Source organism: Flammeovirga pacifica, assembly GCF_000807855.2.
Taxonomy (GTDB): Bacteria; Bacteroidota; Bacteroidia; order Cytophagales; family Flammeovirgaceae; genus Flammeovirga; species Flammeovirga pacifica.
In genome coordinates, this window is the sequence record NZ_JRYR02000001.1 from 4,642,778 (window position 1) to 4,655,443 (window position 12,666).

The following is a 12,666-nucleotide window of genomic DNA, read 5'->3' on the forward strand; positions in this document are numbered from 1 at the left end:
ATATTTTCATCGAACTTAGATTTTTTTATTAAAATTGCATTATTCTAATAATTGTTTGCAATAAGAATTATCTCTTAGCGTTAATCAAATGTGAAGAATAGATAAGTATAATTTTTGCCTCAAAAAATCATTGAATTTGGATGGGTATCATAAATTATTAATGAAGGAGATATTTATTCATATAATTAAAATGGATTAATTGAAATGATGGAGGGGAATGTAGCTTTTTATGAAAATATGCCAATTAAGGTATTTAAGCATTTTGCAGATCAAATAGGATTAGCAAAAGGCGAAGATCTAGATCAAATCTATACCACAATAAGTAATGGTAAAGAAATTATGGAATTTGGCTCTGGATATGGTAGGATTGTAAAAAGCTTAAAGAAAAAAGGATTCAAAGGGAATTTATACGCAGTAGAAATTGTAGATGGTTTAGTTGAAAAATTAAAACTAGAAGAGGACGATCAAGTGAAAGTTATTCACTCAGATTTAAGAAGCCTACAATGGGAAGAAAATTCTTTGGATTATATTCTTTGGATGTGGTCTGGTATTTTAGAACTAACCTCAAAAGAACAAGAAGAAGTAATCTGTAAAGCCTATAAATGGTTGAAAAAAGGAGGAGCTTTTATCATAGAATGTCCGATGGATAAGGCAATTTCTAAGGTCGGAATGTTATCAAATGATAAAAAAATTGTCGTAGAACAAGAGTGGGGTGTCTTAAATGCAACGCTTGTAGAAGCGGAAGATGTCGCTTTCTATTCATCTAAGGCAGGTTTTGAGAGTCATTCATTGCATACATACTGTACTACTACTGATCTGACTCGTGCAATCTACACTTTGAAAAAATGAATTAAAAAAACATCTTTAAGGGAAATAAACTGAGGAAAAATGAAGAAATTACTCTTTGTAGGTCTGTGTATTCTCATCAACTTATCAAATGTAAACGCCCAACGCTTTGGTTATATCGATTCTCAGGTGATAATTGAACAATTACCTGAATACCAAGAAGCAGAAGAAAGTTTACAAAAATTGACCAATAAATGGCTTGGTCAGTTAGATAAAATGAAATCTGAAATAGCCGATTTGGAAAGGGCATATGCTCACGAAGAAATTTTGCTAACACCTGAAATGAAACAGGAGAAACTAGATAACATCGCCACTTTGAAAAAAGATATGCGAGAGTTTCAAACCAATCATTTTGGATATGAAGGCTTACTTTATTCGAAGCGTATGGAGTTTATGAAACCTTTACAGGATAAAATATCAAAAGCTTGTCAAACCGTTGCGCGACAAAAAAAGCTTAATTTTATCTTCGATAAGGCTTCAGATTTGACTTTAATCTATTCAGATCCTAAATATAATTATACAGATTTCGTTTTAGATGAACTTGGTGAGGGAGATCCTGAGGATTCTCCAAGATAATTTATATTTTTGCAGTCGAACTTTCCTTTAGGTTAAAGTTTAAATTATAATCGGAGAAATTTTTATAGAAATGAAGAAAATCTTATTTGCGCTTTGGTCGCTGATGATGTTCTCTTCGGTAGCAATGGCACAACAAAAAGTGGCATTTATTAACGAAGATAGCGTGATCACTTCAATGGCAGAGTTTAAGACACAGCAGAAGATTATAGAATCTTATGCTAAGCAGTTTCAGACTCAGATCGAGATGAAACAAAGAACAATGCAGGAGAAGTACCAAGCGCTTATGCAAGGTCAGCAAACAATGTCTCCTCAACAGTTGGAAGAAGGACAGAAGGAATTGCAAGAAATGCAATTAGAAGTTCAAGAACTTCAACAAAGAGCTCAGCAAGGGATCCAAAAAAAGCAACAAGATGCAATGGAACCTTTGATGAAAAAACTTCAAGAGCAAGTGAAAGTTGTTGCTGAAGCTGAGGGTTATGACATTGTAATTGCAAGTGGTGTAGTAAACCGTATTGGTTTCCTTATCAATTCAGGAGGGGATGATATTACTCCTAAAGTAATCGCTAAAGTAAAAGGACAATAGTCTAAGTTTAAGATATTAAAACTTACAAACAAGAAATTATGAAATTAAGAGTTGTTTTCGCATCATTGTTTGCAGTGATGTTAATGGGATTCGGAGCTGAAGCTCAAACTAAAATCTTCGCTTACGCTAATCTTGATTCAGTAGTTCGTTCAATTCCTGAATACGAAACTAAAGTAAAAGAATTAGAAAGCTATCAAAATCAGTTGATGTCTTCTATGCAGCAACAACAACAAGAGTTCCAAACTAAGTATGCTGATTTCCAGCAAAACCAAGCGAACTGGCTGCCAGAAATTATTCAACAAAAAGCACAAGAGTTGGAGTTATTGCAAAAGAACTTACAAGACTTCCAACAAAATGCACAGCAAAATTTACAAAAGCGTCAATATGAAGCATTCACTCCTCTACAAAAGAAGGCTAGTGAAGCAGTTGAAGCTGTTGCTAAAGAAAAAGGATACCAATATGTTATTCCTATCGATATGTTGATCTACAACAACGGTGCTGACGATATCACTAATGATGTTATCGGTAAAGTAAAATAAGTAATAAGACCTTATTTAAAAAGCCACTGAATGTACTTTCAGTGGCTTTTTTTATGTTCTAAATTTTTGAAGTGTTGTATCGTATTCCATAAAAGGTGATCATCATCATTTGTTTATGTTAACCATTGTCAATAAAAAGTGAAAATAGCTTAAATATATTTGTCTTATTAATAATTAGTCTAAATAACTATAATTTAAGTTGCTTTGAAAAACTTACTTTCTTTTATCTCACTATTTGTACTCTTTTGCTCTTATTTAAATGCACATACTATTAAAGTAAAAGGGCATATTACCTCAGGAAAAGATCATGTTCCCTATGCTAATATTTCGATTAATAATGGTCAAAAAGGTGTATTTTCTGATGCTCAAGGTCATTTTGAAATTGAATTAGAAGAAGGTAATACCTATTCTTTTACTGTTACTATGGTGGGGTATAAAGAATTAAATCAAGAATTTACACCTACAAAAAGAGAACACGATATCCATTTTAATTTAATGAAGGACTTATTAGAATTAAATGAAGTGATTGTATCGAGTAGTAGAAGAGCTCAAAGTAGACAAGAGACTTCGTCTGTGGTGAATGTGGTAGGTAGTGAGTTTTTAACTAAAAATGATTTTAAAGTAGTTGGGGAAGGATTAAATTTTATTCCAGGTACTAGAGTAGAGAGTACATGTGGTAATTGCGGATCTTCCCAATTAAGGTTAAATGGATTAGAAGGCCCATACACACAGATTCTTATTGATAGTAGGCCTTTATTTAGTGGATTGGTAGGTGTTTATGGTTTAGAGCAAATACCAGTGGCTATGATTGATCAGGTAGAAGTTGTGAGAGGTGGAGGTTCTGTTCTGTATGGTGCAAATGCGATTGGTGGTACAGTAAATATTATAACTAAATCTCCGGAGTTTAATGCTTACGAAATAGGAAGTAATTTTGGTACAATAGATGGCAAATCGCATGATTATAACATGTATTTTAATACTTCTTTGGTTTCCAAAAATGAAAAGACCTCTGGCTATTTTTATGGTTCATATAGAAAAAGAGATGCTTGGAACGCTAATCCTAATGATGTGTACTATCACTTAGATGATCAAGGAATGCCAGTAGGAAATCCAATTAAAGATGATTTTTCAGAATTGACTTCTTTGAACACTATGTCTTTCGGAACTAAAGTATATCATCAGTTTTCTGATTACAACAAAGTAGCAGTTGATTTAAAATACACTCATGATCAAAGACGAGGTGGTAATAAGTTAGACTTACCTGAAGATGAAGCTGACATTACAGAAGGAATAGACATGCATATTGGTACTGCTATGATAAATCATGATTGGTATAGTAAGGATAAGAAATTTCATTTGAATAATTATTTGAGTGGCCAGTATGTACACAGAGATAGTTATTATGGTGCATATCAGGCAAAAGATGGATTTGGATTAACTACGGGGAGAACGATTGTAGGAGGCTCTCAATTGAATATTAATCTTGGTGATATTGCTAATGGTACTTCTTACTTTGTAGCAGGTGTCGAATACATCAACGATCAAATTAATGATAAAAAACTAGCGTATTTTGATGATGAAAATGGGAAGTATACAGATGATGCTACAGTTTCTAATCAAATATCTTCTACCTATGCCGTTTTTGCTCAAAATGAATGGGTCAGTAATAAATGGTCGGTTTTAATAGGTGCTCGTTGGGATTTCGTGGATATTATTGATAGACAAAACCATGAGAATGATAAAAGAGTGAATTCAATTAATCCTCGAATAAATTTAAAATATAAGCTGAATAAAACAATGCAGTTAAGAGGTGGGTTTGCCACTGGATTTAGAGCCCCTCAGATGTTTTCAGAAGATTTACATATAGAAGTTACAAGTGGTCAGGGAGTGAGGACTCAACTAGATCCTAATTTAAAACCCGAGTCTTCTGTTTCGTACAATTTAGCATGGGATTTTGATAAAACTTTTGGTATTGTACAGACTTACTTTTTAGTGGAAGGTTTTTATACTAAAATCAAAGATAGGTTTGACAATCAATATAATTATCTTGATGATGGTACATTGATTTTATACAAGAGAAACTCTACATCTGATGCAATGGTCCAAGGAATTAATTTAGAAGCTAGAATTGCTCCAAGCGAAAAAATAGCTGTTCAAGCGGCATATACTATTCAATCTTCTAAGTATGAAGAAGAGAACCAATGGGGAGATGAAGATAGTAGTACGTCAAAATATATTCTTAGAACACCAAATCAATACGGTTCTTTAACAATGGATTATAAGCTGACAAATCAATGGACAGCTTCTATGACGGGTGTTTATACAGGAAGTATGCATGTTCCTTATCTTCCAGGAGGATTTATCAATGGTGAATTAACTACACAAGAAGAACTGATCAAAACAGAACAGTTTTTTGATATGGGACTAAAGATTGCTTATCGTACAAAATTGACAAAACAGGCAAATATCCAAATTGGAGCGGGTGTGAAAAATATATTTAATCAGATGCAATCTAATTTTGCAAGTGGAATTGATAAAGACGCAGCCTTTGTGTACGGACCTATATCACCTCGATTATTTTATATCGATGTTAAGATTGGAAACTTATTGAATTAATCTTTTGTGAGAATAATGTATACAAGTAAAAAGCCTTTCTGCGATAAACAGAAAGGCTTTTTTATTTTCCTGGTGAGTGATTAAATATCACTTTTAGGATTATTATTTATAGGTAGCTTTACTGCTACTCTAAGTTTTGCACTTCTTGCTCTTCGGTTAGTAGCAATCTCTTCTGCAGATGCAGTGATTGGCTTACTTTTTAGAGGTTTTAAAGGACGAAGAAGGTTGCCATAAAAATCCTTTTCATGTTTGCCTTCGAAGTTTCCTGACTTAAAGAAGTTTTTTACCAAACGGTCTTCTAATGAGTGATAAGACTCAATCACAAAACGTCCATCTTCTTCTAATACCTCAGCACCTTGCTCGAGCATTTCTCTAAGCGTCTCTAATTCCTCGTTTACTTCGATTCTGATAGCTTGAAATACCTGTGCGAAAAATCTATTCTCTTTTCCTCTTGGAGCCATAGGGCGAAGGGCGTTCATTAAGTCCACCGTTGTTTCTATGGATGCCGAACTTCTTGCATGAACAATTAAACTTGCAGCTTTTCCAGGATGCGTTAATTCTCCATATAATTTAAAGATTTGCTTCAGCTTACCTTCATCAAAGTCATTGATGACCTCTTTTGCGGAAACAGTGCCACTTTGTGCCATACGCATATCTAAAGGTGCTTCGCCTCTAGTAGAGAATCCTCTTGATGTTTCATCAATCTGATGAGATGAAATTCCAAGGTCACCTAAAATACCTGCAACTGTTTGAATTCCGTGTAATCTTAAAAAGCGTTTTAAGTAACGGAAGTTTGCAGCACAAAAAATCAAACGATCGTCGTTGATCGCCTCAGCATTTTTTCTTGCATCGGGATCTTGATCAAAAACAACAAGTTTACCAGTAGTGAGTCGGCTTAAAATTTCTCTAGTATGACCTCCACCTCCAAAAGTAACATCAACATATGTTTTTGTAGGATCTATATTTAAACCGTCTACACATTCGTGTAGCATAACAGGAACATGGTAATCGCTCATGAATTTATTTCTTTTCTAATTCGTTTTTTCCTTTAATCGGAAGTAGGATACTAAACTCTGTAAAAGAATCTTTGTTGTCATCAGTTTCTGGTTTAGAAGAAACCATAATCTGCCCTCCATGTTGTTTGATAATACCATAACTAATTGATAGTCCCAATCCAGTTCCTTCACCAACTTCTTTAGTGGTAAAGAAAGGATCGAAAATTTTATCGATTACAGCTTGTGGCATACCATATCCATTATCTTTAATGGTGATATTAATATTCTGATCTCCCTCAGTATAATGAGTAGCAACATGAATTTGTCCAACATCGTCTTTTACTGCCTGAATAGCATTATTGATGATGTTCATAAACACTTGATTAATTCTACCTGGCAGACATTCAATGTCTGGTAAGTCAGTATCTAATTCAGTGGTTATTTCTACATTTTTCTTTTTTGCCTTATTATTAAGAATGGTAATTGTTGATGCAATTCCTTCGTTTATATTGGCAAATTTGAAAGTATCTTCATCTAATCGAGAGAAAGTTCTTAAACCGAGAACAATTTCTTTAGTTCGTTGTGCTCCCTCTTCAATACCATGAATCAATTGCTTGATTTCATCGGTTAATATATCTACTTCAATTTCCTCTGCAAGTGCATTGACTTCTTTGATTTTATCAGCAATATCTTCTCCTTTTTCATACAAATTGACAATTTCATTGCATGCATTTAGTAAGGTGATAATATCACTAATATCATCTTTCAATGGTAAAACATTGGAAGTTACAAAGTTAATCGGATTATTGATTTCATGAGCGATACCTGCTGTTAATTGACCTAAAGAAGCCATTTTTTCAGAATTGATCAATTGAACTTGGGCTGCTTTCACCTCATTCATTGCCTCTTCTAGCTTTTGGTTCGTCATGATAAGGCTTTCAGACTGTTGTCTTAGTTCTTCCTCCGAAGTTTGAATTTCATGGTAAGCCTCAATAATTTTCCGTTTATCATTTTCTCTTTCATCTAACATCTTATTGGCTAAATCGGCCAATTGATCAAACTCGGCATAAGCCAATCGGTCGCGATTTATTTTCACATGCTCCTTGGATGCAGTATCAAAGAAAGAAGAAAATTCTTGTAAGTTATTCGTAATACCCGTCGCTACTTTTCTTAAACGCCACCATAAAATGGCAATTAATAAAGTGGATATGGATAGAATTCTAAACAATTCAGTGGTTAATTCACGAATTAGGAGAGCTCTTTTTTCATCAATTTTCTCATCTAATTCATCAAGATATACACCAGCACCAATAGTCCAATCCCATTCTTTAAAGTAAAGTAGATAGGAGAATTTTTTGGTAACGTCTTGGCTGTTAGGTTTTCTGTAATTATAGTAATAGAAACCACCAATTTGATTTTTGTTCATTAACTGTAAATGTACATCATTGAAATAAGTGGTATCTCCTTCTTCATCGGTTAATGGTAAGGAGTTTAATTGTTCTGCAGTTAGCTTTTTAGCACTTTCATAATATTTCCATCGTTGTAAAAGTGGATTTCCTCTTTGATTCACAAATAAATATCCTTCTTTACCAAAGTGTACAGATGCCATTCTTTCTAGGGCTTGTACTTGCATATCTTTAGTAACATTGTCCATGTATTCACCTGTGCCGATAATTAAACCCAATTCTTTAAAATATCGTATGTAGGAAACCTTGGGATATTGTGCATTGTCTTTCTGATTAGGTTTTTTCCAATAATATTCAAAGAATCCACTTCCTACAGTTTTTGCAATTTCCAACTCTTGACGAATAAAGTAGTTGCCTTTAGCATCTTGATAATCTAAAATATTTTGTCCCTCTGCAGAAGGGTCTGATGCATTCATTACCGAATAACCATCGATATGATCGATAAAATAATAACCTCTACTACTATTAAAACGAATAGGTTTTAAGGAGTCTTTGATGAGTTCAATGATCTGTTGCTTTGAAAGCTTATACTTATTTCTTTCGTAGATATTGGTTGAAATAAGGTAAGCTTCATTTACTCTATTTTGAAGTGTTTTCTTTAAATGTTTTTCAGTATTTTTTTCTAGGTACTTGATATATTTAAAAGAGTTCTCGACTTCATTTCGAGTTACTTGTTTTTGCTTTTCAGTAAAATTTAGTTCTAATCTTTCAACTTCAGTTTTGTAATCACTAAGTTCTTTTACAGACCAAATACCTACTAAAAAAGTAATAGCAATTACAGACAAAGTCATGACAGGAATAAAAGTAGCTTCCGAGACATGTTCTTTCCTATCCTGTTTTTTATAATTTTGCTCAAAGAGCTTCATAGGGTTCTAAATTACTAAGTTGTAGGTGATTCTAAAAAAGATAGATTTGACCTAATAAAAATGGATTCAGATTAAGATACAAAATTATTGTTTTTTTGGGATTTATAGGAATGTATACCTTTAAATTCAACGTTTTTTAATAATAAATACTAAATGTAATCTATTCAATACCAACAATTAATGTCGGTTAAAGGTCTGTTCTTTTTTCTTAATTGAAGTAAATCATTCGCATCTGTTTGTAATTTAGGTTGTTAACCACAAAATAAACTGATAGTTTTGCATTCTAGATTAGAAAAGAAATATCATAAAAATAAAGGTCATCAATTGAAAGCCAGAACGACAAAAGAAAATAAAGTCAATGTGATCACTTTAGGGTGTTCTAAAAATATAGTGGACTCTGAAGTTATTATGACTCAATTAAGAGGAAACGGCATTGACGTTGAGCACGAGATGGAAGACGATAAATTTAATATCGTTTTAATCAATACGTGCGGATTTATTGGTCATGCTAAACAGGAATCTATTGAAACGATTCTTAAGTATGCAGAGGCTAAGAAAGAAGGATTAGTTGATAAAGTCTATGTTTCTGGATGTTTATCTGAAAGATATAAAGAAGATTTAGTACAAGAAATTCCTGAGGTAGATGCTTTTTTTGGAACAAGAGAAGTACCTAACCTTTTAAAAGCATTAAATGCTGATTATAAAAAGGAATTACTTGGCGAAAGATTACTTACTACTGATAAACATTTTGGTTATTTAAAAATTGCCGAAGGCTGTGATCGTCCTTGTTCTTTCTGTGCAATACCATTAATGCGTGGGAAACATGTTTCTGTTCCTATCGAAGATTTGGTGAAACAAGCAGAAGATATGGTGGCTAAAGGAGTAAAGGAATTACTTCTTATTGCACAAGACCTAACTTATTATGGTCTTGATATCTATAAAGGAAGAAAGTTAGCAGATCTTCTCCGTGCTTTGTCTGACGTAGAAGGAATAGAATGGATCCGTTTACATTATGCTTATCCAACAGGTTTCCCTATGGATGTGATTGATGTAATGGCAGAAAGAGATAATATTGCTAATTATCTTGATATTCCTTTGCAACATGGTTCTACAGAAATGTTGAAACGTATGCGTCGAGGTACTTCTCGTCAGAAACAAGAAGATCTTATTAATTCTATTCGAGAAAGAATTCCTGATATCGCTATTAGAACTACTCTTATTACAGGACACCCTGGAGAAACTGAAGAGGAGTTTGAGGAAATGTTGGATTTTGTAGAGAGAATGAAATTTGAAAGAGTAGGTGTTTTTGCTTATTCTCACGAAGAGGACACTCATGCAGGAGATGACATGGAAGACGATGTTCCTGAAGAAGTAAAAGAAGAAAGAACGGATGCTATTATGGAAATACAAGAGGAAATTTCTATGGAATTGAATCAAGCCAAAATAGGTAAAACGTTTAAAGTATTATTTGATAAAATCGAAGGTGGTTACTTCGTAGGTAGAACTGAGTATGATTCTCCAGAGGTAGATAACGAAGTTCTTGTACCTGTTTCTGAAGAAAACCATGTACGCTTAGGAGATTTTGCAAATGTTAAAATTACTAGTGCAGAACCATTTGATCTGTACGGTGAAATAGTTTAAGATTTGTATATATTCTAAGAAAATAGTACAATAGGATAATAATTTTGAAAGACGTGAAAATGGATGTTTAAATCCCACTTTTACGTCTTTCATTGTATATAATTGTCTGTATAAGGTTTTTTAACAAATCCATTTATGAAAGCGATTCTTTCGATCCTTTTTGTATTAAGTATTATGTCTGGTGATCATGGCGGAATGGACAGAATCACCCAGGTGAATAAGCATAAAAATGCAGGAGCAGAAGCATTTAAGGCACAAGATTATAAGACAGCCATCAATGAATTTACTTTTCTTTTAGATTCACTAAAAGAAAAAGATGATACTGCTATGCTTGATTTAGCGCATGCTTATTTTAAATCAAATGATTTTGATAAAGCTAAAGAACGCTATGCTAATATTCAGAATGCTGCAGATAAGAAAATATCTTCTATTGCTAATCAGCAACTAGGTGTGATCTTATCGCAAGATCCAAAAGAGTTAGAAAAGGCTATCAGTTTTACAAAGACGGCCATAAAACATGATCCTAACAATTTACAAGCACGCTATAACTATGAGTTGTTACTAAAGAAGAAACAACAGCAGGACCAAGAAAATCAGGATAACAAAGACGATCAAAATAAAGATCAGCAAGATCAAGACAAACAGGATCAAGATCAGCAAGATCAGAATAAAGACGAGAATAAGGACGAAAATAAAGAGAACGAAGAGAATAAAGATAACGAAAAAGAAAACGAGAATAAGGAGCAAGAAGGAGACGATCAAGAAAAAGAAGAAGAGGAATCTCAGCCTCAAGAATCTCAGGAAGAAAAAGAGCAAAAAGAAAAGGAAAAAGAACTACAAGAATTCCAAGAGAGAATGCAAGAAATAAAAATGCCTAAAGAACAGGCTCAAATGATCTTGGATGCTTTAAAAAATAATGAAGTTCAATTCTTCCAACAACAAAAGAAACAGTCTAATAAGAAGACTGATTCTGATATGAAAGATTGGTAAGAATACTAAATATATAAATTGATAATCACAGGTTGATTACAAAAAAAAGAGACTAAATCTGTATTCAGATTTAGTCTCTTTTTTTAGGCGAGATTTATAATCAGGTTTTTTGCTTCTTTTTCTTAGCTGCTGGGAATAATATGTTATTCAATATTAAACGATACCCAGGTGAGTTAGGATGAAGATTTAAATCAGTAGGTTCTTCTCCAACAAAATGACGGTAATCTTCAGGGTCGTGACCTCCAAAGAAAGTCCAAGTACCTTTACCGTAAGTACCATGAATATATCTGGCCTCGTTAACAGATTCGCATTCACCTAAGATAATAACATCACTTTTAATTAACTTCTTCTTAAAGGCTGTAGTTTGTCCCATAAAGCCTTTAATTTGTTTTTGATGATTCTGTGTTAGCATGGTAGGTACTGGATCCCACTTTGCAGAAAAAGTGAACAGTTCAAAGAAATCATTTTCTTCTCTTAACCCTCTTTCATATGCCTGATTATCAATTTCTGAATATTCATATTGATAGGGGTCAAGTTTGATTTTAAAATCTTTGAAAGCGAAAGTATTATCATAATTCAATTTTTCATGTACATGTGGGTCAATGCCATCTCCATCATACATATAATCGCATATGTCTACATTATCTGCCGCAAGTGCAATATCGTAGGTATCTGTAGCGGAACACATGGCAAATAGAAAACCTCCACCAAGACAAAAGTCTCTGATTTTTTTTACCACTGCTCCCTTGAGTTCTGATACTTTCTCGAAACCATGTTTTTTAGCCGATTCTTCAAACTGATTTTGTGCTTCAATGTACCAAGATTCGCGTCCATAAGTAGCATAAAACTTTCCGTATTGACCAGTAAAATCTTCATGATGAAGATGTAGCCAATCATATTTAGGCAGAAGGTCAGCCATTACTTCGTCATCAAAAATAACCTCGTAAGGTATTTCTGCATAAGTAAGCACGAGAGTTACTGCATCATCCCAAGGTTGTTTTGAAGGAGGAGAGTAAACTGCAATTTTCGGCACTGCATCTAACCGCATTAAATCCATGTTAGATTCCGGATGTGCAATTTCATCTTTAATTTGAATTGCTTGAGCATCAGAAATAACTTCATAGCTTACACCACGAATAACTAATTCTTCTTCAAATGAGGGGAGATTTTTAAACATAAAACTTCCTCCTCTGTAATTCAATAACCAATCAGCTTCTACTTCTTGACCTAATACCCAAAAAGTTACGCCATAGGCTTTTAAATGATTGGTTTGTTGGTTATCCATTGGAACCAATAAATGTGCACCAAAACATTGAAAAATGGTGGTGACTAACAGAAAGTAGATAGAGATAATGGTCTTCATTTAATTATATAAGTGGGTTATTTTGTTAATTGGGTAGTATAAACGAAAGCATCTTAAAAGAAATACCTCTGTTTTGGTAAAATAAACTATCTTTAAGTTACAATTGTTTTACTACAGTTATTCCATCGAAAACTTATAGAATTCGTCAAATTATTACGATGTAATATTATTTTACATTTTTAATT

10 protein-coding genes are annotated in these 12,666 nt (G+C 33.3%); 7 read left to right on the forward strand and 3 right to left on the reverse strand.

Translation table 11 applies throughout. The annotated features are described in order from the left end of the window. The first annotated feature begins 207 nt into the window (after positions 1-207). From NH26_RS18445 to NH26_RS18465, 5 genes are all read left to right on the forward strand, one after another. Positions 208-849, forward strand: coding sequence for a class I SAM-dependent methyltransferase (locus tag NH26_RS18445; protein WP_044223397.1), 642 nt, complete (start codon positions 208-210; stop codon positions 847-849). A gap of 39 nt (positions 850-888) precedes the next feature. Continuing rightward, positions 889-1,422 (forward strand): OmpH family outer membrane protein, encoded by a 534-nt coding sequence (locus tag NH26_RS18450; RefSeq protein ID WP_044223399.1) that lies wholly within the window; start codon positions 889-891, stop codon positions 1,420-1,422. Between the two features lie 70 nt (positions 1,423-1,492). Beyond that, positions 1,493-2,005 (forward strand): OmpH family outer membrane protein, encoded by a 513-nt coding sequence (locus NH26_RS18455; RefSeq protein WP_139263164.1) that lies wholly within the window; start codon positions 1,493-1,495, stop codon positions 2,003-2,005. A 38-nt stretch (positions 2,006-2,043) separates the two neighbouring features. Then, the gene (locus NH26_RS18460) at positions 2,044-2,544 is read left to right on the forward strand and encodes an OmpH family outer membrane protein (protein ID WP_044223404.1); all 501 of its coding nucleotides are present in this window, start codon (positions 2,044-2,046) and stop codon (positions 2,542-2,544) included. Between the two features lie 204 nt (positions 2,545-2,748). Beyond that, positions 2,749-5,160, forward strand: a complete 2,412-nt coding sequence (locus NH26_RS18465; RefSeq protein ID WP_044223406.1) for a TonB-dependent receptor — start codon at positions 2,749-2,751, stop codon at positions 5,158-5,160. An 80-nt stretch (positions 5,161-5,240) separates the two neighbouring features. Here NH26_RS18465 and rsmH read toward each other — a convergent pair whose 3' ends face one another. Beyond that, positions 5,241-6,176: a 16S rRNA (cytosine(1402)-N(4))-methyltransferase RsmH gene (rsmH, locus tag NH26_RS18470; protein ID WP_044223408.1), complete on the reverse strand. Its 936-nt coding sequence runs from the start codon at positions 6,174-6,176 to the stop codon at positions 5,241-5,243. A gap of 4 nt (positions 6,177-6,180) precedes the next feature. Beyond that, a complete protein-coding gene (locus tag NH26_RS18475; RefSeq protein WP_052431998.1) occupies positions 6,181-8,487 on the reverse strand; it encodes a sensor histidine kinase in 2,307 nt (768 codons plus the stop codon). Positions 8,488-8,811: 324 nt separating this feature from the next. Between NH26_RS18475 and rimO the strand changes: the two genes are divergently transcribed. Together rimO and NH26_RS18485 are read left to right on the forward strand one after the other, a co-directional pair. Then, positions 8,812-10,128, forward strand: coding sequence for a 30S ribosomal protein S12 methylthiotransferase RimO (rimO, locus tag NH26_RS18480; RefSeq protein ID WP_044223611.1), 1,317 nt, complete (start codon positions 8,812-8,814; stop codon positions 10,126-10,128). Positions 10,129-10,263: 135 nt separating this feature from the next. Beyond that, the gene (locus NH26_RS18485) at positions 10,264-11,118 is read left to right on the forward strand and encodes a tetratricopeptide repeat protein (RefSeq protein ID WP_139263165.1); all 855 of its coding nucleotides are present in this window, start codon (positions 10,264-10,266) and stop codon (positions 11,116-11,118) included. Positions 11,119-11,218: 100 nt separating this feature from the next. Here the strand turns inward: NH26_RS18485 and NH26_RS18490 are convergent, their stop codons facing one another. Continuing rightward, the gene (locus tag NH26_RS18490) at positions 11,219-12,481 is read right to left on the reverse strand and encodes a hypothetical protein (RefSeq protein WP_044223412.1); all 1,263 of its coding nucleotides are present in this window, start codon (positions 12,479-12,481) and stop codon (positions 11,219-11,221) included. Between the last annotated feature and the right edge of the window lie 185 nt (positions 12,482-12,666).